Origin of the sequence: Nanchangia anserum (genome assembly GCF_015240065.1) — a bacterium.
Classification (GTDB): domain Bacteria; phylum Actinomycetota; class Actinomycetes; order Actinomycetales; family Actinomycetaceae; genus Nanchangia; species Nanchangia anserum.
The window spans coordinates 998,312-1,019,252 of record NZ_CP060506.1 but is presented as its reverse complement, the minus strand read 5'-3'; the positions used below and the strand labels follow the sequence as shown (position 1 = coordinate 1,019,252).

18 protein-coding genes are annotated in these 20,941 nt (G+C 66.6%); 12 read left to right on the top strand and 6 right to left on the bottom strand.

From position 1 onward, the window contains the following. Positions 1 to 32 precede the first annotated feature (32 nt). Positions 33 to 659, bottom strand: coding sequence for a superoxide dismutase (locus tag H8R18_RS04685; protein WP_191070944.1), 627 nt, complete (start codon positions 657 to 659; stop codon positions 33 to 35). Between the two features lie 174 nt (positions 660 to 833). Here H8R18_RS04685 and H8R18_RS04680 point away from each other — a divergent pair, with 174 nt between their 5' ends. From H8R18_RS04680 to H8R18_RS04655, 5 genes are all read left to right on the top strand, one after another. Continuing rightward, positions 834 to 1,220 (top strand): response regulator, encoded by a 387-nt coding sequence (locus H8R18_RS04680; RefSeq protein WP_227712753.1) that lies wholly within the window; start codon positions 834 to 836, stop codon positions 1,218 to 1,220. A 15-nt stretch (positions 1,221 to 1,235) separates the two neighbouring features. Continuing rightward, a complete protein-coding gene (gene trpD / locus H8R18_RS09740) occupies positions 1,236 to 2,546 on the top strand; it encodes an anthranilate phosphoribosyltransferase (protein WP_338089183.1) in 1,311 nt (436 codons plus the stop codon). A 183-nt stretch (positions 2,547 to 2,729) separates the two neighbouring features. Then, positions 2,730 to 3,518 carry a lysophospholipid acyltransferase family protein gene (locus H8R18_RS04665; protein WP_191070940.1) on the top strand — a complete coding sequence of 263 codons (789 nt, stop codon included), beginning with the start codon at positions 2,730 to 2,732 and terminating at the stop codon, positions 3,516 to 3,518. A 61-nt stretch (positions 3,519 to 3,579) separates the two neighbouring features. Continuing rightward, on the top strand, positions 3,580 to 4,797 hold the full coding sequence (locus H8R18_RS04660) for a pyrophosphate--fructose-6-phosphate 1-phosphotransferase (RefSeq protein WP_191070939.1): 1,218 nt from the start codon (positions 3,580 to 3,582) through the stop codon (positions 4,795 to 4,797). Positions 4,798 to 4,877: 80 nt separating this feature from the next. Then, entirely contained in the window at positions 4,878 to 6,269 is a 1,392-nt protein-coding gene (locus H8R18_RS04655) for a class II 3-deoxy-7-phosphoheptulonate synthase (RefSeq protein ID WP_191070938.1), read from the top strand. 3 nt (positions 6,270 to 6,272) lie between these two features. Here the strand turns inward: H8R18_RS04655 and pknB are convergent, their stop codons facing one another. Next, positions 6,273 to 8,171: a Stk1 family PASTA domain-containing Ser/Thr kinase gene (gene pknB, locus H8R18_RS04650; protein WP_191070937.1), complete on the bottom strand. Its 1,899-nt coding sequence runs from the start codon at positions 8,169 to 8,171 to the stop codon at positions 6,273 to 6,275. Between the two features lie 85 nt (positions 8,172 to 8,256). Here pknB and H8R18_RS04645 point away from each other — a divergent pair, with 85 nt between their 5' ends. After that, positions 8,257 to 8,601: an Rv2175c family DNA-binding protein gene (locus H8R18_RS04645; protein WP_191070936.1), complete on the top strand. Its 345-nt coding sequence runs from the start codon at positions 8,257 to 8,259 to the stop codon at positions 8,599 to 8,601. Here H8R18_RS04645 and H8R18_RS04640 read toward each other — a convergent pair. Next, the gene (locus tag H8R18_RS04640; RefSeq protein WP_191070935.1) at positions 8,598 to 9,656 is read right to left on the bottom strand and encodes a polyprenyl synthetase family protein; all 1,059 of its coding nucleotides are present in this window, start codon (positions 9,654 to 9,656) and stop codon (positions 8,598 to 8,600) included. The genes H8R18_RS04645 and H8R18_RS04640 overlap by 4 nt on opposite strands. A 207-nt stretch (positions 9,657 to 9,863) precedes the next feature. On the opposite strand from H8R18_RS04640, the gene H8R18_RS04635 reads away from it, so the two are divergent. Next, positions 9,864 to 11,228, top strand: coding sequence for an RNA polymerase sigma factor (locus tag H8R18_RS04635; RefSeq protein ID WP_420846902.1), 1,365 nt, complete (start codon positions 9,864 to 9,866; stop codon positions 11,226 to 11,228). Positions 11,229 to 11,305: 77 nt separating this feature from the next. Here H8R18_RS04635 and H8R18_RS04630 read toward each other — a convergent pair whose 3' ends face one another. Continuing rightward, positions 11,306 to 11,515 carry a DUF7455 domain-containing protein gene (locus tag H8R18_RS04630; RefSeq protein ID WP_191070933.1) on the bottom strand — a complete coding sequence of 70 codons (210 nt, stop codon included), beginning with the start codon at positions 11,513 to 11,515 and terminating at the stop codon, positions 11,306 to 11,308. 120 nt (positions 11,516 to 11,635) lie between these two features. On the opposite strand from H8R18_RS04630, the gene H8R18_RS04625 reads away from it, so the two are divergent. From H8R18_RS04625 to H8R18_RS04615, 3 genes are read left to right on the top strand one after another with little or no spacing between them, the layout of a single operon-like run. Further along, positions 11,636 to 13,756, top strand: coding sequence for a DNA gyrase/topoisomerase IV subunit B (locus tag H8R18_RS04625; protein WP_227712752.1), 2,121 nt, complete (start codon positions 11,636 to 11,638; stop codon positions 13,754 to 13,756). 57 nt (positions 13,757 to 13,813) lie between these two features. After that, entirely contained in the window at positions 13,814 to 14,830 is a 1,017-nt protein-coding gene (locus tag H8R18_RS04620) for a GNAT family N-acetyltransferase (RefSeq protein WP_191070931.1), read from the top strand. A gap of 30 nt (positions 14,831 to 14,860) precedes the next feature. After that, positions 14,861 to 15,820 (top strand): GNAT family N-acetyltransferase, encoded by a 960-nt coding sequence (locus H8R18_RS04615; RefSeq protein WP_191070930.1) that lies wholly within the window; start codon positions 14,861 to 14,863, stop codon positions 15,818 to 15,820. Here the strand turns inward: H8R18_RS04615 and H8R18_RS04610 are convergent. Then, positions 15,817 to 18,261: a DNA gyrase/topoisomerase IV subunit A gene (locus tag H8R18_RS04610; RefSeq protein ID WP_191070929.1), complete on the bottom strand. Its 2,445-nt coding sequence runs from the start codon at positions 18,259 to 18,261 to the stop codon at positions 15,817 to 15,819. The two genes, H8R18_RS04615 and H8R18_RS04610, sit on opposite strands and share 4 nt — an antisense overlap. Positions 18,262 to 18,323: 62 nt before the next feature. Here H8R18_RS04610 and H8R18_RS04605 point away from each other — a divergent pair, with 62 nt between their 5' ends. Beyond that, positions 18,324 to 19,472, top strand: a complete 1,149-nt coding sequence (locus H8R18_RS04605) for an alkaline phosphatase family protein (RefSeq protein ID WP_191070928.1) — start codon at positions 18,324 to 18,326, stop codon at positions 19,470 to 19,472. Here H8R18_RS04605 and sepH read toward each other — a convergent pair. Continuing rightward, positions 19,469 to 20,440 carry a septation protein SepH gene (gene sepH / locus H8R18_RS04600; protein WP_191070927.1) on the bottom strand — a complete coding sequence of 324 codons (972 nt, stop codon included), beginning with the start codon at positions 20,438 to 20,440 and terminating at the stop codon, positions 19,469 to 19,471. The genes H8R18_RS04605 and sepH overlap by 4 nt on opposite strands. Positions 20,441 to 20,632: 192 nt before the next feature. On the opposite strand from sepH, the gene H8R18_RS04595 reads away from it, so the two are divergent. Further along, positions 20,633 to 20,938 (top strand): DUF4193 domain-containing protein, encoded by a 306-nt coding sequence (locus H8R18_RS04595; RefSeq protein ID WP_191071939.1) that lies wholly within the window; start codon positions 20,633 to 20,635, stop codon positions 20,936 to 20,938. Positions 20,939 to 20,941: the final 3 nt, after the last annotated feature.

Here is a 20,941-nt window from a genome sequence, read left to right as displayed (position 1 = left end):
GGGACCGGCCGCTCACGCGTTAACGCTATCGGTTAGCCGGCGACGATGAGGTCGCCGTAGCCGGAGCGGGCGCGCTCAAAGCGCTCGGCAACGTTCGCCCAGTTGACGACGTTCCACCACGCCTTGACGTAGTCGGCCTTGACGTTGAGGTAGTCGAGGTAGAACGCGTGCTCCCACATGTCGAGCATGAGCAGCGGCACAACCCCAACGGGTACGTTGCCCTGCTGGTCGAACAGCTGGAACGTCACGAGGCGATCCGAAATCGTGTCCCACGCGAGCACCGCCCAGCCCGATCCCTGCAGTCCGGTCGCGGCAGCGCCAAACTGGGCCTGGAACGACTCGAAGCTACCGAAGTACTCGGCGATGGCGTCGGCCAGGTCGCCCTCGGGGCGCCCGCCGCCGTCGGGGCACATGTTCGTCCAAAAGACCGAGTGGTTGGTGTGACCACCGAGGTTGAACGCGAGGTTCTTCTCGGCGAGGTTGATCGCGGCGAAGTCGCCGGCCTCGCGAGCCTTCTCAAGCGATTCCAGGGCGGCGTTGGCCCCGGCCACGTACGTCGCGTGGTGCTTGTCGTGGTGCAACTCCATGATGCGCGCCGAAATGTGCGGCTCGAGCGCGGCGTAGTCGTAGGGCAGTTCAGGCAGTGTATAGACGGCCATACCAATCTCCTCACAATCATCGGTGACAGTGGCCAGGAAAGTGACCTTACGGGTAAAGGCTACCTAAGTGTGCTCCTGCGCGCCTTTTATAGCGATGACCGAGCGCTCGGTTGGTTACCATGGAACCCAGACACGGGATAAACGTGACAATCCCTGATGACCCAAGGAGATGACGTGGCTGATACCGACTACCTTGACCTGCTCGTCTACAGCGAAGATTCCGCGTTGCGCGAGGCCGTGATTTCCGCCGTGGGCTCGCGCCCGGGCAAGGGCCTGCCGCGTGCGCGCTGGACCGAGGCAGCAACGGCCGCGGGGGCACAGGACAAGATTCACCACGGCAACTTTGCCGCGATCGTCCTTGACGCCGAGACGACGAAGGTCTCCGGCATGGTGTTGGCGAAGACGCTGGAGCAGGAAGAGGACACGGTTCCGCCCGTCATCATGCTCGTCGCCCGCCCGCAAGACGAATGGCTGGCGCGGTTCTCGGGGGCGATGACGTGCGTCGCCCTGCCGATCGATCCGCGCGAACTCCAAGAAGCCGTCGCGGGTGCGGTCGCCTAAGCGAGGCCAGTGATCATGACGACGTTCCCCGAGCTGTTCGACAAGCTGCGCAACCACGAGGACCTCAGCTACGACGAGGCCTCGTGGGCGATGGACCAGATCATGACCGACCGCGTCCCTCCCGCCCAGATCGCCGGCCTACTCATGGCGCTGGGCACGAAGGGCGAGACGGCGACGGAGATCCGCGGCCTCGCCGACCGGATGCAGGCCCACGCGCTGCGCGCCGACCTGCCCACCGACGTCCTCGACATCGTCGGCACCGGTGGGGACGGCCTTAAGACGGTCAACATTTCGACGTCCGCGGCCATGGTGTTGGCGGCGGCGGGAGTTCCCGTCGTCAAGCACGGTAACCGCGCCACCACCTCGGCGTGCGGATCGGCCGACGTCATGGAAGCTTTGGGGGTCGACCTGTATTCCGATCCCGGCGATGTCGCGGCGGTCTTTGCCTCGCTGGGCATCACGTTCCTCTTCGCCAACGTCTTCCACCCGGCGATGCGCTTCGTCGCACCGGTGCGTCGCGAACTCGGCTACCCAACGGCATTCAATATCCTCGGCCCGCTGACGAATCCTGCCAGGCCGCGAGCCTCGGCTGTCGGTGTCGCCTCAGAGCAGGCCGCGCCGGTCGTCGCCGGCGTGTTCGCTGAGCGTGGCGCGGATGCGATGGTGTTCAGGGGTACGACGACGCGCCTGGACGAGATCTCGCAGACCGACATCAACGACGTGTGGGAGACCCACGACGGGGTCATTGAGCACTATCAGTGCGACGCTCGCGACGTGGGGATCGAGCCGGCGAACGTCGAGTGCCTGCGCGGGGGGACGCCGAGCACAACGCCGCCGTTATCCGGCGCGTCTTCGCCGGGGAACCCGGTCCCGTCGCGGATGCGGTCGCCCTCAACGTGGCTGTCGGCCTCATGGCGTATAACCGCACCGAGGGTTGTCGCGTTGGTGACGGCACCCCGAGCGAGAGGCTGCGTCGCGGCGTCGAGGTGGCGCGCGAGACCATCGCTTCGGGCAAGGCCCAGGCGCTCCTCGAAAAGTGGGCGTCGTTCACGCGCGAGAGCTAGCGGCGCATCGTCTTCTCAGGTCCTCGCCCCGTCGTCGCCGGGGTCCCTCTCGCGCGGCGCGTGGCGGACCATGAGGGCGACGATGATGACGAGCGCGGCGAGCCACATCGCGCCCGCCCACCACGGCCGGGCAGGCAGCAGGATCAACGCACACACGGGAATGATGAGCAAAGCGGCGATGACGAGCAGCCAGCGCCGCGTCGAGCGAGCGAGGCGAGGCGGTGGCGGAAGTGGCTCGTCGGCGGCCTCGGCGAGGTCGTAGTCGCGCGGCCCGCGTCCCAGGTCGGACAGGTCCGCGACGAGGCGAGCGAATTCCGCATCGACGCTGTCGGGATCGTCGGGATTGGGACGAGGACGCCCCCGAGAAGACTCTTCCGCCATAGGGTGAAGAGTAGTCTGGATACCACGCACGAAAAAGCGCTCGGCAGAAGGGAAACGCGGCACGATGCTCTACCGCCTGCTCAAGGGAGTCGCCGGACCCCTGTTGAAACTCATCTACCGGCCATGGATCAGGGGAGCCGAGAACATTCCCGCCACCGGACCGGCGATCCTCGCGTCCAACCACTTGGCGGTCATCGATTCCTTCTTCCTGCCCATGCTCATCGACCGCGAGGTCGTGTTCATGGGCAAAGCCGACTATTTCACGGGGACGGGCATCAAGGGGCGTCTCGTCGCCAATTTCATGCGCGCCGTGGGCACGATCCCCGTCGATCGCTCGGGCGGCAAGAAGTCGCTCGCCGCGCTGCGCACGGGCTTGAAGCGCCTTGACGAGGGCGGCCTGTTCGGTATCTATCCCGAGGGCACGCGCAGCCCCGATGGCAAGCTCTATCGCGGCAAAACCGGCGTCGCTCGCCTCGCTCTCGAATCGGGGGCGCCGGTGCTCCCGGTGGCGATGATCGAGTCCAACATCGCTCAGCCCATCGGTACTCGGATCCCGCGTCTGCATCGTGTCGGCGTCATCATCGGCGAGCCGCTGGACTTCTCGCGCTACCGCGGCCTGGAAAACGACCGCTTCGTCCTGCGCGCCATCACGGATGAGATCATGTATAACCTCATGTGCCTGTCCGGACAGGAATACGCGGACGTCTACGCCGCCGATGTGAAGAAGCAGCTGGCCGCCGAGGGCAAATTCGCCGGTCCCGTGCCCGGCGGCGCGCCAGGTGGACGCCAGGTACCGCAGCGGGGCGATGGCGACGAGACGGCGGCATCGCCCGATAGTCCCGAGGCCGAGTGAGGGCTCCCGCTAGACTGGGGGAGTCCACGCGCATGAGCGCTTAACGAGATCTGGAGGATCAATGACCATTCGTCGCGTCGCCCTGCTGACCGCAGGCGGTTTCGCTCCGTGTTTGTCGTCTGCCGTCGGCGGGCTCATTCAGCGCTACACCGAGCTCGACCCCAGCATCGAGATCATCTGCTACCTGCACGGGTATCACGGTCTGCTCAGCGGCAACTACCTGGTCGTTGACGAGGAAGGCCGCGAGAAGGCCGGACTGCTGCACCGCTTCGGCGGTTCGCCGATCGGCAACTCGCGCGTCAAGCTGACGAACAAGGCCGACCTCGTCAAGCGCGGCCTCGTCGGCGAGGACGAGGACCCGCTGAAGGTTGCGGCCGAGCGCCTGGTCACCGACAAGGTCGACGTCCTGCACACCATCGGTGGCGACGACACGAACACGACGGCCGCCGACCTGGCCGCATACCTGAAGGAAAACGACTACAACCTCACCGTCGTCGGTCTGCCCAAGACGATCGACAACGACGTCGTGCCGATCCGCCAGTCGCTCGGTGCATGGACGGCCGCCGAACAGGGTGCCCAGTTCGCCCGCAATGTCATCGGCGAGTGCCGTGTCTCCCCGCGTATGCTCATCGTCCACGAGGTCATGGGCCGCAACTGCGGTTGGCTGACCGGGGCGACCGCTCGAGCCTACGAAGAGTGGCTGGACACCCAGGAATGGGCGCCCTCGCTGGGACTGTCGCGCGACTCCTACGAGATTCACGCGGTGTTCGTGCCCGAGGCCCGCATCGACATCGAGGCCGAGGCCTCGCGCCTACGCAAGATCATGGATCGCACGGGCAACGTCAACATCTTCCTGTCCGAAGGTGCCGGGCTGTCCGAGATCGTCGCCCAGCTTGAAGCCGAGGGCGAAGAGGTCCAGCGCGATCCCTTCGGCCACGTCAAGCTCGACACGATCAACCCCGGTCAGTGGTTCGCCAAGCAGTTCGCCGCGAAGATCGGTGCCGAGAAGGTCCTGGTCCAAAAGTCCGGCTATTTCTCGCGTGCCGCGGCCGCCAACGCCGAGGACCTGCGCCTCATCCAGTCGATGACCGATTACGCCGTCGATGCTGCCCTGCGCGGCGAGGCCGGTGTCGTCGGCCACGATGAGGAGAACGGCGACAAGCTGACGGCGATTCCGTTCCCGCGGATCAAGGGCGGAAAGCCGTTCGACATCTCGCAGCAGTGGTTCGTCGACATGATGAGCCGCATCGGGCAAAAGCTCGAGCCGGCTGGCGAGTAGAGTCTTGCGCTATCGCGGGGGCGGGTCCGGTAAGCGGATCCGCCCCCGGCGCATGTGTGCCCCTGTCTTAGGCTGGAGACATGCGCCCCGAAAACGCTCACGCCCTGTCCACGTGGCGGGATTGCCCCGTTTCTCAGCAGCCCGCTTATCCCGACGCCGAGGCCGTGGCCGACGTCGTTGCCGATCTGCGTGACCGCCCACCTTTGGTATTTGCCGGAGAGGTCGATCAGCTGCGGACTAAGCTGGCCGAGGCCAGTCGGGGCGATGCGTTTGTGCTGACCGGGGGTGACTGCGCCGAGACGTTTGCCGAGTCGACGGCCGTACGCCTGCGGCTGAAGATCCAGGCCATTTTGCAGATGGCGATCGTGCTCACCTACGGCTCGTCAATGCCCGTCATCAAGATGGGGCGCATGGCCGGCCAATACGCAAAACCGCGCTCGTCCGACATGGAGACGATCGACGGCGTGACGTTGCCGTCCTACCGCGGTGACGCCGTGAATGAGTTCACCTTCACGAACACCGCGCGCGAACCCGATCCGCGTCGGCTCATCGAGATGTACACCCGCTCGGGGACGTCGCTCAACCTCATTCGCGCCTTCACGCGCGGCGGATACGCCGACCTGCGTCTCGTCCACCAGTGGAACAAGGGATTCACGTCGAATCCCGCCTATAAGCGCTACGAGGAATTGGCCGCAGAGATCGATCGAGCCGTCCGCTTCATGGCGGCAGCAGGCGCACAATTCGATGCCATGAGCTCGGTAGATTTCTATTCCTCGCACGAGGCCCTGCTCATGGAGTACGAGGCGGCGATGACGCGCGAGGACTCGCGCACGGGATGCCTCTACGACACCTCCGCTCACTTCCTGTGGATCGGCGAGCGCACGCGCGATCCCGAGGGTGCCCATGTGGCGCTGCTCAGCCAGGTGGCCAATCCCGTCGGCGTGAAGATCGGTCCGAGCACGCGTGAGGACGATCTCAAGGCGCTCATCGATCGCCTCAACCCCGATGGCATTGCCGGACGGCTCACCTTCATTACTCGGATGGGTGCGGATCGCATCGGCGACGTGTTGCCCGGTCTCATCGACGCGGTGCGCCGGGATGGACGACCCGTCGTGTGGGTGTGCGACCCCATGCACGGCAACACGACGACGTCGGCGACGGGCTACAAGACACGCGATTTTGCGACGATCATGCGCGAGGTCCACCAGTTCTTCGACGTCCACGCCGCGGAGGGCACGGTTCCCGGCGGTATTCACGTCGAGATGACGGGCGATGATGTGACCGAGGTACGCGGTGGGGCCGACACGATCGACGACGAGCGACTGGCCGAGCGCTATGAGACCCGCGTCGATCCTCGCCTCAACCACCAGCAGTCCCTGGAGTTGGCGTTCCAACTGGCTGAGCTGTTGCAGGCCCACCCTGTCGCTGAGCGTCACCGCTCGGCGATGACTGAGGACTTGCGCGTCTTCTAGGGCCTAGACGTAGTCGAGGGTGATCGTCGAGCCGACCTTGACCGAGGTGCCCGCCGAGGGCGACTGGTCGTAGACGTGGTTGGGATCGAGGCCCAACAGTCGCTTGCGTGTGGTCACGCGAAGCCCGAGGGCCTCCAGGCGCGACGTCGCCTCGTCCATCGACATGCCGCGCACGTTTGGCACGGTGACGACCTCGGGTCCCTTAGAGACGGTGATGGTGACGACGTCGCCGGTGAAACCGCCGGCTCCGGCGACGGGCTGTTGAGAGATGACGTGTCCCTTCTCGACGGTGTCCGAGAACGCCTCAACCACGCTGACCCCAAGCTTGGAATCGGCAAGGGCCTTCTCGGCGTCGGCGCGAGCAAGACCGGTCAGGGGAGGAATCTTCTGCGGCTCACGGCCCTTGGAGAAGACGAGGTCGATGCGTGAGTCGTGCGCGAGCGACGTGCCTGGCTCCGGCGAGAGCCGAATGAGGAGTCCCTCGGCGACGTCATTGGAGTATTCCTCGCTGACGTCGCCGATCGCCAGCGGCACTTTCGCCAATGCGGCCTCGACGTCGTCGCGGTTCTTTCCCTCGAGTCCCTTGGGAACGTTCACCATGTGCACCCCCTGCGAGACGTAGATCCGCACGCGCGCATGCTTCTTCACCTTGGTGCCAGAGGTGGGATCGGTGCGCGTGACGTCACCGGCCTCGACGGTGTCGGAGTATTCGACGTCGCGGGTGGTCTCGAGATCGAGCGCACTCAGGCGCCGCTCGGCTTGTGCGGGACTCATTCCCGCAACATCGGGGACGGCCACGCGCGCTCCGGGTCCGGCGAGAAACCACCAGGCGATGGTTGCCGCGGCGGCAATGAGAAAGACAATGAGGACGGCGACGAGGATTCGGCGCCGCGACCGGGTACGGGGGCGCCGAGACGACGCGGCCGCAGCCGGGGCACTGGGGAGCGCATGAGGCGCAACCTCGGTCGGCATGCGCGTCGTCACCTGTGGACCGGACTCGGCTACTCGCGGGGCACGCAGGTGATCGAGTGAGGTGCCGATCGCGCGGCGCAGTCGGCGCAACTCAGCAAGTGCAGCCGTACCATCGGCGAGCCGCGCCGCGGGGTCGGTAGCCGTGAGCGCGGCGACGAACTCGTCGACCTCGGTGGGGATCCACTCTTGCGAATCGGAGGGTAGCGGCAGCGCGTCATTGACGTGATGCCACGCGATGCGAATGGGCGGCTCGTCGGCGTAAGGGACTTCGCCCGTCAGCAGTTCGTACAGGAGAATTCCTGTGGAATAGATGTCGGCGGCGGCATCCGAGGTGCCGCGCGACACGACTTCCGGTGCCAGATAGGCGACCGTGCCCATGACCGTTCCCGTCGTTGTCCCCGTTGCGGCGCTCACAGCGTGGGCCAGCCCGAAATCAGCCACCTTGACCTCGCGCTCGGGCGTGAGGAGCACGTTTTCCGGTTTGATGTCGCGATGAACGATGCCGCGTCTGTGGGCCGCCGCGAGCGCGGTGAGGATGGCCTCGACGATATCGAGGGCGTCGCCGAGGCTCAGTGCGCCCTCGGTGATGAGCTCCGTGCGAAGGTTGTGACCGTCGACGAGCTCCATGACGAAATAGCCGCGCCCGTCAATGTCACCTTGATCGTGGATGGCGACGATCCCGGGATGGTGCAGTTGGGCGGCGGCGGAGGCCTCGCGGATGAAGCGCTCGGCCAGGGCCGGGTCGAGCGCCAGGTGGGGGTGAATGACCTTGAGGGCGACGTCGCGCCCGAGCCGGGTGTCGTGGGCGCGGTAAACCGAGGCCATGCCGCCGGCGGCGAGGAAGGAATCGACGCGGTAGCGCCCATCGACGAGCGTGCCAACGAGCGGGTCCGCGGCGGGCACCGGCGTCGTCTTACGCGTGTCAGTCATACGCGCCAGTTTAGAGGAGGACGTTTCCGGGTCCGGCGAGGCCGCGCGGGCGAGCGCGGGCGTGGCATCCCGTAGGCTATGACGCATGGATAATCAGGCCCTGCCTCTGCCCGATGTCGCCGAGGCGCTCGGCATCAAATACACGCGCGTGCGCCAGCTCGTGGCCGATCACAAGCTCGTGACGTTCCGCGACGATCGCGGAATCCTCAAGGTTCCCGCCGGTTGCCTCATTGAGGAAGAGGGCCGGATGCGGCCGCTGCCTGATCTGCGCGGAACGGTGTTGACGCTGCTGGATGCGGGGTTCAGCGAGGACGAAGCATACGCGTGGCTGACAAGTACCCACCCGGCTTTGGGCGAGGTACCCCTCGAGCTCTTGCGCTCGGGGGCCCACAAGCGGGTGAACCGCCAGGCGCGTGCGGAAGCCTTCTAGGCATCGCGCTCGACGAGGGCTGATCCGAGCCAACGGCACGCATCGCGCCCGGCGTCGGGCAGATTCGCATCCTCGAGGATGGCGTCGCCTTCGGCCACCAGGGCGCGGATGCGCGCCTCGTGTTCCTCGCGCGCCCCGCACGCGATGATGAGGTGGCGAGCCCGATCGATTGCCGCGTCGTCCCACGCGCCGTCGCGCAGCTGAGCCAGCAACCAGTCGCGCTCGCTCGCCGCGGCGCGCTGAAGGGTTAGTGCGAGCAAGACGGTGCGCTTGCCCTCGCGCAGGTCGTCTCCGCTGGGTTTGCCGGTCAGGTCGGGGTCGCCGAAGACGCCCAGGTCGTCATCGCGCAGCTGGAATGCCTGTCCCCACGGCGTCGTCAGGGCGTCGAGGGTGGCGATGAGGTCGGTGTCGGCGCCCGCGACGAGCGCCCCCAGCGCCACCGGATGAACGACGGAATAGTTCGCCGACTTGTGTGTGAGCACCCCGAGGGCGGCTGCCAGGGCGTCGGCGGGATCCGGTTCGTGTTCGGCGCGCACGTCGAGATACTGGCCAACGGCGACTTCACGGGTCAGCAGCGCGAAGCGCGCCCATGCTTCGGGCGCGTTGATGCAGGCGGCGTAGGCGGCGTCTGAGGCGGCCGAGAGCAGGTAATCGCCGGCAAGGATTGCGCTCGCCACACCGTAATCGTCGCCGCTGCCGGCCCAGCCGGCCTCGGCGTGGGTGCGGGCATAGGCGACGTGGAGGGCGGGTAGGCCACGGCGGGTACAGGCGTGATCGATGATGTCGTCGTGAACGAGCGCGTGGAGTTGGTAGAGCTCAAGCGCGAGCGCGATAGAGAAGAGGGGATCGGTGACGTCCTCGTCGCCACCGGCAGCCAGCCATCCGCACGCGGCGGCCAGGGCACGGGTGCGTTTGCCGCGCGCGAGGCGCTCGGGAAGGGGCGCAAAGAAGCTATCGGCACCTAGCGCTCCGAATTCGCTCGTCGCCGCCGCGAGCAGGCGCGGAATGTGCTGGTCAAGGGCCCGGCGAAGCTCCTCGGCGAGGGGAAACGGCATGGTCCGAAAGTCCTTTCGTCGCTGTGTATTACCACGGCCGGCACACATTGTCTAGGTCTTAACATGAGCGAATCGGGCTGAGCGGCTATAATGGTCGGTCGTACCCGCGCGGCTCGGGCCGCGACCCGTTGACCGTCTCAGAGGAAAGGTTGTCGTGGCGACTAAGACCCCTCAAGCACCTGCCAGCCAGGGTAGCACCGACCAGGTATCGCAGACCGAGGCAGCGGCTGCCCCGAAGACGAAGACGGCCTCGACGACCAAGAAGAAGTCGGCAGCGACGAAGAAGAAGGCGACCTCGGCGCGTCGGCGAAGACGACGACCAAGAAGACGGCCGCGAAGAAGACAACCAAGAAGGCAGCGACGGCGAAGAAGAAGTCGACCGCCAAGGCAACCTCGACGTCGACGCGCCGGCGTGCCCGCCAGCAGGCCGAGGCCGAGGCGAAGGCCCAGGAGGCGCAGGCCAAGGCGAACATCGAGGTGGCGAAGGATCTCCAGGAGCTCGACGAAGCCCCGAAGGCCCCGCGCAAGCCGAAGAAGCGCGCGGTTGTCAAGCGGCGCCGTGCGGCGCAGCCCGATGCGAAGGCCAAGAAGACGGGAACCTTCACGCTGTCCGAGAAGGACGAGACCGACGAGCCGGCCCAGCAGGTCACCGTGGCGGGCGCGACCGCCGACCCGGTGAAGGACTACCTCAAGCAGATCGGTAAAGTGCCTCTGCTCAACGCTGCCGAGGAGGTCGACCTCGCTCGCCGCATCGAGGCGGGACTCTACGCCGAGCACCGGATCCACACCGACGGCGAGGAAATGTCGTCGAAGGAACGTCGCGACCTGAACCAACTGGCCGTCGACGGCCAACACGCGAAGAACCACCTGCTTGAGGCCAACCTGCGCCTCGTCGTCTCACTGGCCAAGCGATACACGGGACGCGGGATGCTTTTCCTCGATCTCATCCAGGAAGGCAACTTGGGCCTCATCCGCGCGGTCGAGAAGTTCGACTACACGAAGGGCTACAAGTTCTCTACCTACGCGACGTGGTGGATCCGCCAGGCGATCACACGCGCGATGGCCGACCAGGCCCGCACGATCCGTATCCCCGTCCACATGGTCGAGGTCATCAACAAGCTCGCGCGCGTCCAGCGCCAGATGCTGCAAGACCTCGGGCGCGAACCCACTCCCGAAGAGCTGGCAAAGGAACTCGACATGACCCCGGAGAAGGTCGTCGAGGTTCAAAAGTACGGACGCGAGCCCATCTCGCTGCACACGCCGCTGGGTGAAGATGGCGATTCCGAGTTCGGCGACCTCATCGAGGACTCCGAGGCCGTCGTTCCCGCCGACGCCGTCAGCTTCACCCTGCTGCAAGAACAGCTGCGCCGCGTTCTCGACACCCTGTCGGAACGCGAGGCCGGCGTCGTGTCGATGCGCTTCGGTTTGGGCGACGGTCAGGCCAAGACGCTCGACGAAATTGGCAAGGTCTACGGCGTCACGCGCGAGCGCATCCGCCAGATCGAGTCGAAGACGATGTCCAAGCTGCGCCATCCCTCGCGCTCGCAAGTGCTGCGCGACTACCTGGACTGATAGCGGAAAGCTACGAGTGAACCCGCCAACCGACAGGCTGGCGGGTTCACTCGTTCGTGCTCGAGCTCAGTAAGGAGCTAGATAAACATGCCGTCGCGCCCGTCTTCGACTCGGTCGGCCTGTTCGAGTGCGGCCGGGTAGGCGCGGGCGTGGTGGGCGCAAAACAGCAAGATGCCCGTGGAGAGGAAGGCACGCACCCAGGCCTGAGCGCCGCACACGTCGCAGCGGTCAGCCGTCGTAAACGCTTCGGCGGCCTCGTGTGTAGAGACCTCATTCGTGTGTGTCATGTTTCCATGATCGCCACCGCGCATCCCGACTACCAGCTGACGCGCTCGACGTTCGCCACGGGCCAAACGCCGCGACACGCGAAACGAGCCTGTCGGCGCCGTGGCCTAGCATGGGTGGACGTGACAGGTGAATCTTCGACGCGCTACGACGGATCGAATCTGCAGGTTCTCGAGGGACTCGAGGCCGTGCGGATTCGTCCAGGCATGTATATCGGTTCCACCGATCGCGGCGGCCTCATGCACTGCCTGTGGGAGATCATCGACAACTCGGTCGATGAGGCCCTCGTGGGGCACTGTGATCGCATCGAGGTGCGCCTGGAAGCCGACGGGTCGGCGAGCGTGCGCGACAACGGCCGCGGGATCCCCGTCGACGAGGTGCCGGGCACGGGGCTGAGCGGTCTGGCCGTCGTCTTCACCAAGCTGCATGCCGGTGGCAAATTCGGCTCATCCTCCTACGCCTCGGTCGGCGGCCTGCACGGCGTGGGCGCCTCGGTCGTCAACGCGCTCTCGCAGCGCCTCGACGTCGAGGTCACTCGCTCCTCGAAGCGCCACCGGTTGCAGTTTCGCCGTGGCGAGGCCGGGACCTATGCCGATGCCGGTGATCCCGATCCGCGCTCGCCTTTCACGCCCGAGGACGCCGCACACGCGCTCCACCAGGTCGGCAAGGCCAAGCGGGGCCTCAGCGGTACGTATGTGCGCTTTTGGCCCGATCCCGACATCTTTCCCGACGCCGCGGGCGAGGGATTCGACCTCGATGGCGTGCTCGATCGGCTGCGCCAGACGGCCTTCCTCGTTCCCGGACTGCGCCTCGTCGTTGAGGATCACCGCGGCGACGACGTCGTTCGCGAGGAACTCATTCACACCGGTGGGGTCGTTGACTACGTCGACTACCTGAGCACCGACGCGCCGATTACCGACACATGGCGCTACACGGGCGAGCGGGTCTACACCGAGACCGTCCAGCATCTCGACGAAGAAAGCGGCCACGTCCACACCCGCGAGATGGAGCGCACGTGCGTCGTCGACGTTGCCCTGCGGTGGGGGATCGGCTACGACACGCTCGAGCGATCCTTCGTCAATATCGTCGCCACGCCCAAGGGGGGCACCCACGTCGCCGGGTTCGAGGCGGCGGTCGTCAAGGTCATCCGTCAAGCGATCGCAAAGAACCGCAAATCAAAGCGCCTCAAGCTCGGCGCGAAAGAGGCGAAGATCGAAAAGGACGACGTCATGGCGGGCCTGAGCGCCGTCATCACCGTGCGCCTGCCCGAACCTCAGTTCGAGGGGCAGACCAAGGAGATCTTGGGAACGCCGCAGGTGCGCCAGGCCGTCAATTCGGTCGTCACCGAGGGCCTGGCGGCGCAGTTGGCCTCGACCAAGCGCGACGACAAGCAGCAGGCGTTCGCCCTCCTCGAGAAGGTCGTCGGCGAGATGCGTGCCCGCGTGTCCGCGCGTATGCACAAGGAGATTTCGCGGCGCAAGACTGCCCTCGAGACCTCCTCGCTGCCGGCAAAGCTCGCCGATTGTCGCTCGAACGACGTCGACGGCTCCGAGCTGTTTATCGTCGAGGGCGATTCGGCCCTGGGGACGGCGAAGCAGGCGCGCTCGGCCGAATTCCAGGCGTTGTTGCCCATTCGCGGCAAGATCCTCAACGTCCAGAAGGCCTCCACCTCCGACATGCTCTCCAACGCCGAATGCGCGGCGATCATCCAGGTCGTCGGTGCGGGTTCGGGACGCAGTTTCGACGTCGACGCTGCTCGTTACGGCAAGGTCATCATGATGACGGATGCCGACGTTGACGGGGCCCACATTCGCACCCTGCTGCTGACGCTGTTCTTCCGCTACATGCGCCCCCTCATCGAGGCCGGACGCGTCTATGCGGCCGTGCCGCCGCTACACCGTATCGAGGTCATGGCCAAGGGACGCAAGCCGCGCGAATACGTCTACACGTATTCCGAAGATCAACTCCACGCCAAGCTGGCCGAGCTCCGCCGGGCCGGGCGTACGTGGAAGGACCCCGTCCAGCGTTACAAGGGCCTGGGGGAGATGGACGCGGACCAGCTGGCCGAGACGACGATGGATCCGGCCAAGCGCACCCTGCGGCGCATCACCCTGGCCGACGAGGCAATCGTCGCCCAGGCCGAGGAGGTCTTCGAGCTGCTCATGGGGCAGCAGGTCGCCCCGCGGCGCAGCTTCATCGTCTCGGGTGCCGCGGAGCTCACGCGCGAACAGATCGACGCCTAGCGCCTGCACAGTGGCGCGAAACCCGGAGGCTGCGCGGCGCCACGTATGATGGGACCTATGGCCGTCAGCCTTGTCGAGCGCCTCGCGCCCCCGCCCTCAGCCCCGCTTCCCGGTCGTCACCTCGGCTTGACCTGGAGGGATGTTGCCGCTCGCGACATCGACGCCATCGACAACCTGACGCGGATTACCGAGAAGGACAACGCCGTCGTGCGCCGCACACCGTCGAGGCAGCTGCGTGGCTTCCTCGACGAGGCGTGCCAAGGACACCACGCGAGCGCAATCGTCGGCGTTGATTCCGATGGGGATATTCAGGCCTTTGGGCTGGTGCGCCTCTACCGCGAAGACCGCGAGGTCGCTCGCGCCGAGCTGTTTGCCGCGACCATGCCCAAGTGGCGCGGGCGCGGTATCGGGCGGGCCCTGTTGACGTGGCAGGATGCTCGCGCGCGCCAGCTTCTCGTCGAGTCGTGGGGACCCGAATCGACGCTGCCGGCGCGAATCTCGAATGTCGTCGAGTCCCATCAGCGTGACCGCCGCCAGCTTTACGTGGCCGCAGGCTACGCGCCGACATCTTTTCTCGGGGTCTACCGTCACTCGTTGCGCCCGCTTCCCCCCGCCCCCGTCCTTCCCGACGGATATCGGGTGCGGGCGCTGGACCTCGATGGGGATCTCGTCGACGTGCGTCGCCTCCACGATGCCAAGGCGGCCGGTCAGGGGGCCTCACGCGTTCAGGCCGAGCGGTGGTGGCGCCGCGTCATCGACTCGGTGGATGCGGAGCTGTCCTCGGTGTGCGCCGACGCCAACGGGCGCATTAGCGCCTTCGCCCTCGTGTGCCGGCACTCCACCAGCTGGATAGCTGGTGTCGATGCGGACGCCGCGATCGAGGCGTCCGGACCGACGAGCGACGACCAGTGGGCAGGCGCCATCGCACGAACGCTGCGCGGAGCCGATGCCGAGAACTTTGAAGGCGTCTCGATCGAGACGGTGTTGCGCGGTGTCGACGGGCGCGATGTCGCGCTCGAGGCCGTGGGATTCACCAAGATCGGCGTGCGCATGGTCTACACCGTCGACCTGTAATATGACGGTGTGTCGGCGAGGGGAACGCGTATGAGTCAGCTGCCTGACGGTGTGCAGCGCGTTGACCTTGATGGCGCCGATACCCGCAGACTCGCCGTCCTCGTCGAGGCCATCGAGACCCACGACAATCCGCCCTATCGGACCTCGCCCGACGAGATCGACCGGTGGTTTCGCCCGCATTCTGGTTCGCGGTGCAGCGGGTGGGTTGCCGCGGGCGAGCTCATCGCCTACGCCCACGTGCAGCCGCGCTCGATGGACGCCGGAGTCATCACGTGTCAGGGGGGAGTTGCCCCGCACTGGCGCGACCGCGGCCTCGGTGAGGCCTCCTCGCAGTGGCAGACGGCAACTGCCACCCGGATTCTGCGGGAGAGTCCCGGGGGTGGTGGGCGCATCGTCACCCACGTCGAGGGCGAAAATACCCGCTTCGAAGCGCACGTGTCACGGTTGGGCTACACGCGCTCCCACACCTACGAAGAGTGGACGCGACCGCTGTCCCTCCCGCTCGAGGACTACACCGTTCCCTCGACGATCGACGTCACGATGTGGCGCGACGAGCTCTCGGACAAGGTGCGTCGCGCGCTCAATCAGATGGGGGAGACTCTGGGGGCGACGCCGCTGAGCGCCGATCAGTGGTTGGAGACGATGTCGGCTTTCCTGCCCGAGGCATCCGTCGTCGCGCTAGATCGCTCGAGCGATCGCAGCCCCGTCGTCGGTTTTCTCATCGCCTCGATCTATTCCCAGGACTGGGACGCGCTCGGGCAGCGCCAAGGCTACATCGACATGTACGGCCTTGACGGCGAGCATCAGGGGCAGGGCATCGTGCGGGCGATGATCACCGAGGCAGTGCGCAGCTTCACCGCGCTGGGCCTCGACACCGTGGCGATTTCGTCCGCGGACACCGAAGCCGCTGCCCGTCAGCTGCTGCGTGACCTCGGCTTCGATGTGGCCTCGGTGTCGCACGAGTACATTCTCGACGTCGAGCCGGCCTAACCGATGGTGGCGATGGGGGCCGAGATCGCGGCTCCCGAGCCGTCGCGGCGATCGTCAACAGGCGGGAGTTCGACCGGTTGACCGTCGTCGGCGAGGGCACGCGGGGCACCGACGCCAACCCACGCCAGCGCCAGCACGTCCTCGCCCCGCAAGAACCGCTGCACGCGCACGCCCTGGCCGCCCCGCCCCTTTGACGGATAGGCAGCCGCGGGGGTGACCTTCGCTGACGTTTGCCCGGTTCCCGGCAGCGCCGTGCCATCGGCCGCCACCGTCGCGACGAATGCCTCGGGGAGGTCCCCGGGTTCGATCGCCGCGGCGGTGATGACGCGCGCGTCCTCGCCGCACTTGATCCCCGCCATGCCCTGCGCCGAGCGCCCCTGGGGACGGATCTTGGCGGCGGGGGTGCGCAGCAGCTGGGCACCCGAGGTGACGATGAACAGCTCGGCGTCATCGGTGCACGTGCCTCCCGCGACGACCCGGTCGCCGGGATCGAGGCCGATGATTTCCCACGCGTCCTTATTCGCCGGATACTCCGGGCGCACGCGCTTGACCGTGCCGCGCTCAGTCATGAGCCATGCGGGGGTACTCTCGGCATCGAGCGGGACAATCGTGACGACCTCGCTGCGTGGCGGCAGTGCCGCGAGCCGGTGGGCATCGACCCCCGCGCGCAGTGACGGCGCGGTTTGGGTGCGTGGCACCTGGGGCGCGTCGACGACGCTGAAGCGCGTGAGCGTGCCGTCAGAGGTGACGATGCCGACCTCGGCACGCGCCGTCGTCGCCAGGCAGGCGCGCACGCCGTCGTCGACCTGGCGGGCGCCGTCGCGCGAGACCGGCTCGTCGCCGGGAACTCGGACGAGCGAACCCGTGCTCGACAACACGAGCACGCAGGGATCGTCGGCGATCTCGAGGGGAACCTCGGAGACCGCGGCAATGTCGCGGGCCTGGGCACCATCGAGGAGCAGAGTGCGCCGCGGGGTACCGAGGCGGGCGGCCACGTCACCCAGTTCGTCGCGGACGATCGCGCGGCGGGCCTCGTCGTCGGTGACGAGCCTACGCAGCTGCTCGATGGTCTCAGCCAGTTCGTCGCGCTCGGCTTGTAGCTCGATCGTCGAGAACCGGGTGAGGCGGCGCAGCCGCAGGGCGAGGATGTGATCGGCCTGGATCTCGTCTAGCCCGAACGCCTCCATGAGGCCGGCGCGCGCCTGCGCGACGTCGTCGGAATGGCGGATGAGGGCGATCGCCCGATCGATGTCGAGCACGGCGACGAGAAGCCCCTCAACGAGGTGGAGGCGCTCGCGCGCCCTGGCCAGGCGATAGTGGGAGCGACGCAGCACGATCGAGAGCCGGTGGGCAAGAAAGACCTCGAGCATCTGTTTCAGCGACATCTGCTGGGGCTGGCCATCGACGAGGGCGACGGCGTTGATCCCGAAGGAATCCTCCAGAGGAGTGTATTTGTAGAGCTGAGCGAGCACGGCTTCGGGGTTGAAACCGTTTTTCACCTCGATGACCAGGCGTAGGTCGTTCGTGCGGTCCGTCAGGTTCGTCAGCGCCGAGATGCCTTTGATGCGTCCCTTCGTCACCGCCTCCTTGACCTTCTCGATGACGCGCTCGGGGCCCACCATGTAGGGCAGTTCTGTGATGACGATGCCGCGTTTGCGCGGACTCACCCGTTCGATGCTCGCCTTGGCACGGGTGCGGAAAATTCCGCGACCGGTCTCGTAGGCCTCGCGGATGCCGGTGCGATCGACGATGATGCCGCCGCCGGGCAGATCCGGGCCGGGCAGATAGGCCATGAGATCCTGAACGCTGGCCTCGGGACGGTCAAGCAGATGCGTCGCGGCGTTGACGACCTCGACGAGGTTATGCGGGGGGATATTCGTCGCCATGCCCACGGCAATGCCCGAGGCCCCGTTGACCAACAGATTGGGAAATCCCGCGGGCAACACCTCGGGCTGGGTCGTCTGATTGTCGTAGTTGGGAACGAAGTCGACGACGTCCTCGTCGAGATTCGCCACCATATCGAGGGCGGCCTCGGCCATGCGCGCCTCGGTGTAGCGGGGGGCCGCCGGGCCGTCGTCGAGCGAGCCGAAGTTGCCATGACCGTCAACGAGGGGCAAGCGCAGCGCGAAGGGTTGAGCCAGGCGAACGAGCGCGTCGTAGATCGCCGTGTCCCCATGTGGGTGCAGCTTGGCCATGACGTCGCCGACGACGCGCGAGGACTTCACATGCGAGCGATCGGGACGCAGGCCCATGACAGACATCTGATAGGTGATCCGCCGCTGAACGGGTTTCAATCCGTCGCGCGCATCCGGGAGGGCACGCGCGTAGATGACGGAGTAGGCGTACTCGAGAAACGACGTGCGCATCTCGTCCGAGACGTCAATGTCGACAATGTGTTCGCTCGCGGGGGACAGATCGGTCATGGCCTCTATTGTCTGCATCGGGCATCGCCGCACCTAACTGACTCGCCCGCGTAGGGGTGTTGCGTGCGACAATGGACGCCATGACTTCGCCCGCGTTGCTTCCCGCCGATTTGCGCATCGATGGCGACGGCCGACGTGAGCGGGCGGGAACCCACGACGTGATGGCGGCGATCCTCAGCGCGCTGGGACACGGCAGCCCCGTTGCCGGGATCGAGCTGCCCCGGGCACGCCGGTGCGTCCTCGTCGTCATCGATGGCATGGGCTGGCACCAGGTCGGCCAGCGGCTCGCCCATGCGCGCGCGTTCGTGCGTTCGGCGTGGGAGAGCGCGCGTCCCATCCCCACGTGTGCGCCGGCGACGACGGCGGCGGCCATCACGACGCTGACGACGGGGGCGTGGCCCGGAGAGACGAACATGCTCGGCTACGAGGTCGTCGATCCCACGGCAGGACCCTTTAGCCTCATCACCTTCCGCGCGCGCGGGACGCAGCGGGTGTTGCCCGTCGAGGGCTGGAATCCGCAGCCGAGTGCCTTTGCAACGGCAGCAGAGCTCGGCGTGCGCAGCATCGGCGTCGTTCCGCCCAAATTCGCCGGGTCGGGGTTGACCTTGCAGGCGCTCGGTGGCCTGGAGCTGCGTTATGCCCGCAGTCTTGACGAACGCGTCCACCTCGCGGCGTTGGCCTGTCGCGAGGCCGCTCTCACGTACCTCTACGTCGAGCATCTCGATCACGTTGGACATCACGCGGGATGGGACAGCCCCGACTGGCTCGCTCAACTCGACGAGATCGACCGCGCCCTCGCGACACTCGCCGCGCGCCTGCCGGCAGAAACGCTCCTCGTCGTCACCTCCGATCACGGGATGATTAATCCCGATTCGCACGCGATCTACGACCTGGCCGATTCTCCGCTCGCTCGCGACGACGTCATGCTGGGGGGCGAGCCGCGAGCGCTGCACGTTCACGTGCGTGGCGGCGATAGCGAGGAGATCGCCGAGCGATGGCGCATCGAGTTGGGGGAGCACGCGGACATCGTGCGTGCGTGCGACCTGGCGCCCTATGTCGGGCCGATCGCGCGAGCGGACCTCATCGGTGACTTCTGGGTGTGGTCACGCGAGCGTGCGAGCGTCGTGGATTCGCGCGTGCACACGGCATCGGCGAGGGCCATGAAGGGAATTCACGGTTCGCTGACCCCCGAGGAAATCGAGGTGCCCCTGCTAGTCGAGCTGAGCTAGCGGGGCTGGGAACCGAACATGATCTCTTCCCACGACGGCACCGAGCGGCGCTGACGCGAGCGCCGTGGGGGATGGGACGCCGGCGTCTCGGACGTCGCCGGTTCCTCGGCCTCCAGCGATTCCAACCCGGGAAGCGGCCCCGTCGTCGGGGCGGGCTCGTCGTCTTGGTCCTCCGCGGCGGTGGGGCTTGCCGGCGCGGGAATCGTCGTGGGCGTCAGCGCGAGTACGGGGGAGGGCGACGACTCGGCCTCGGTATCGTCATCGGCGAATTCGCTCATGTCGATTTCTTGGCGAATGCCGCGTTGGGCGTTGAGAGATTCGACGAGATCGGCTGTCTGCTCGCTGGCACCGATTTCGGGGCTGGGGCGCGATGCCAGGTAGCCGCGATCTCGACCGGCGGGCGCGCTGCGCTCGGTCAGCCACGCCGCTTCTTCGTCGATAGCCGAGACGTGGCGGGCCTCGAAGTCGGCCGACCAATGGGCCTCGTGCTCCTCGGCGTTTTGGACAAAGCGCACGAGGATCTCCCACTGCTTGGAGTGTCCCGAACGCTGGGCGTCCCACGACAGGGAGTGGGGCGAGACCCCGCGCGCGGCCAGGCGGTCGACGACGAGGTCGCCAAGCGTAGGCGAATCGGCCTCCACACCGATCGGCAGGGCCTGGGCACGGCGGGCCGCGTAGGCGCGCTCAGCCAGAATGGGACCCTCGTAGCGGCGGATCTTTTCGATTGCCGTGCCAAATTCGTGCGAGATCTGCTCGGCCGAGGCGCCGGCGCGGATAAGTTCTTGAATCTCGCGAGGGCTGGGGTCCTCGCCCTCGGAGCGGGTGGAGACGGGACGCAGAGGAGGCGTGACCTTGCAGGCATCGCGCAGCGCATCGGTGATCTGCAGGGAATAACGCGCCCCGTCGGCATCGGACAGGATCAGCTGGTTACCGTCCGGGTGAACACCGAGCACGTGCACGTCTTTCATACCGTCGTATCCCTCCTGCGGCCCGGCCAGCACTGGATGCCGAGACTGGTTGTATCTGGCCACTCTATCGCCTCAGCCGATTAACCGGGCGAACGTGGCGCACGCCTCGGCAAAGTGCTACTATCCCCGCGCACAGTGTTTGCGGAGCCGGCTAGGCACGCACGGGACATGAGGCGCAGAAAGGCGGACACGATGGCCACCGATTACGACGCACCGCGCAAGAAGGACGACGACGTCGAGTCCGATTCCCTCGAGGAGCTGCAGGCGCGCCGCGCCGAAGCATCCGGCTCGCCCGAGGTCGATGGCGATGAGGAAAATGCAGCTGCCGAGGAGTTTGAGCTGCCCGGTGCCGACCTGTCGAACGAGGAGCTGTCGGTTCAGGTCGTTCCCCGCCAAGACGACGAGTTCACGTGCTCGATCTGCTTCCTCGTCCACCATCGCTCGCAGTTGGCGGACACCGACGACGGCCAGCCCGTGTGTGCGGACTGCGCTGACTAGGAG

Coding starts and splice junctions, on each gene's coding strand:
- H8R18_RS04685 (WP_191070944.1), bottom strand. CDS start 659: ATGGCCGTCTATACACTGCCTGAACTGCCCTACGACTACGCCGCGCTC.
- trpD (WP_338089183.1), top strand. CDS start 1,236: ATGACGACGTTCCCCGAGCTGTTCGACAAGCTGCGCAACCACGAGGAC.
- H8R18_RS04665 (WP_191070940.1), top strand. CDS start 2,730: ATGCTCTACCGCCTGCTCAAGGGAGTCGCCGGACCCCTGTTGAAACTC.
- H8R18_RS04660 (WP_191070939.1), top strand. CDS start 3,580: ATGACCATTCGTCGCGTCGCCCTGCTGACCGCAGGCGGTTTCGCTCCG.
- H8R18_RS04655 (WP_191070938.1), top strand. CDS start 4,878: ATGCGCCCCGAAAACGCTCACGCCCTGTCCACGTGGCGGGATTGCCCC.
- pknB (WP_191070937.1), bottom strand. CDS start 8,171: ATGACTGACACGCGTAAGACGACGCCGGTGCCCGCCGCGGACCCGCTC.
- H8R18_RS04645 (WP_191070936.1), top strand. CDS start 8,257: ATGGATAATCAGGCCCTGCCTCTGCCCGATGTCGCCGAGGCGCTCGGC.
- H8R18_RS04640 (WP_191070935.1), bottom strand. CDS start 9,656: ATGCCGTTTCCCCTCGCCGAGGAGCTTCGCCGGGCCCTTGACCAGCAC.
- H8R18_RS04630 (WP_191070933.1), bottom strand. CDS start 11,515: ATGACACACACGAATGAGGTCTCTACACACGAGGCCGCCGAAGCGTTT.
- H8R18_RS04620 (WP_191070931.1), top strand. CDS start 13,814: ATGGCCGTCAGCCTTGTCGAGCGCCTCGCGCCCCCGCCCTCAGCCCCG.
- H8R18_RS04615 (WP_191070930.1), top strand. CDS start 14,861: ATGAGTCAGCTGCCTGACGGTGTGCAGCGCGTTGACCTTGATGGCGCC.
- H8R18_RS04610 (WP_191070929.1), bottom strand. CDS start 18,261: ATGCAGACAATAGAGGCCATGACCGATCTGTCCCCCGCGAGCGAACAC.
- H8R18_RS04605 (WP_191070928.1), top strand. CDS start 18,324: ATGACTTCGCCCGCGTTGCTTCCCGCCGATTTGCGCATCGATGGCGAC.
- sepH (WP_191070927.1), bottom strand. CDS start 20,440: ATGAAAGACGTGCACGTGCTCGGTGTTCACCCGGACGGTAACCAGCTG.
- H8R18_RS04595 (WP_191071939.1), top strand. CDS start 20,633: ATGGCCACCGATTACGACGCACCGCGCAAGAAGGACGACGACGTCGAG.